Origin of the sequence: Ligilactobacillus araffinosus DSM 20653 (assembly GCF_001435375.1) — a bacterium.
Taxonomy (GTDB): Bacteria; Bacillota; Bacilli; order Lactobacillales; family Lactobacillaceae; genus Ligilactobacillus; species Ligilactobacillus araffinosus.
In genome coordinates, this window is the sequence record NZ_AYYZ01000031.1 from 1 (window position 1) to 1,017 (window position 1,017).

Here is a 1,017-nt window from a genome sequence, read left to right on the forward strand (position 1 = left end):
AATTTTTCTAATGTACGGATCATTTGAGCTGTGAAGCCTGATTCATTGTCGTACCATGAAACAACCTTAACAACTTGGCCGTCGCCCTTACCTACAACTTGTGTTTGTGTTGGGTCGAATACTGAACCGAATGATGTACCAATGATGTCTGATGATACAATTTCGTCTTCGTTGCAGCCGAATGATGCGTTACCTTCTGTTGTCTTCTTTACGGCTTCGTTAACTTCGTCAACTGTAACTTCTTTGTTCAATGTTACAACTAATTCTGTTACTGAACCTGTGATTGTTGGAACACGTAATGCGTGGCCATCCAACTTGCCGTCTAATTCTGGAACAACCTTACCAAGGGCCTTTGCAGCACCTGTTGAGTGAGGAATAATGTTTTGTGCGCAAGCACGTGCATTACGCTTGTTACCTTTGCGGTCTGGACCGTCTTGGACGTGTTGTGATGCTGTGTATGCGTGAACTGTTGTCATTGTACCTGCTTTGATACCAAATGCATCGTTAACAGCCTTTGCCATTGGTGCTAAGCAGTTTGTTGTACATGAAGCAGCTGAGATGATATCTGCATCTGGTGTGATGATGTCATCATTTACGCCGTATACAACTGTTGGCATGTCACCAGCTGGTGCTGATACAAGAACCTTCTTTGCGCCAGCCTTTAAGTGAGCTGATGCCTTTTCTTCTGATGTGTAGAAACCTGTTGATTCAAGTACTAATTCAACACCATCGTTCTTAACCCAAGGAATGTTTGTTGCGTCTGCTTCTGCGTATACAGGAATTTCCTTACCGTTAACGATAAGTGAGTGATCCGTTGCAGAAACTTCTGCATCAAATTGACCATGAGCTGTGTCGTACTTCAATAAGTGAGCCAACATAGCTGGTGATGTTAAATCGTTGATAGCAACGATTTCCAAGTCATCTGAAACTTCAGCAATCCGACGGAATGCTAAACGGCCGATACGACCAAAACCATTAATACCTACTTTTGTAGTCATATTAATATTCCTCCTAAAA

Annotated in this window: 1 protein-coding gene; it reads right to left on the minus strand. The window is 42.6% G+C overall.

What is annotated here, in order from left to right:
- A partial coding sequence (gap, locus tag FC64_RS07255) for a type I glyceraldehyde-3-phosphate dehydrogenase (RefSeq protein ID WP_057907253.1) occupies positions 1-998 on the minus strand: 998 nt, incomplete at its 3' end.
- Positions 999-1,017 lie beyond the last annotated feature (19 nt).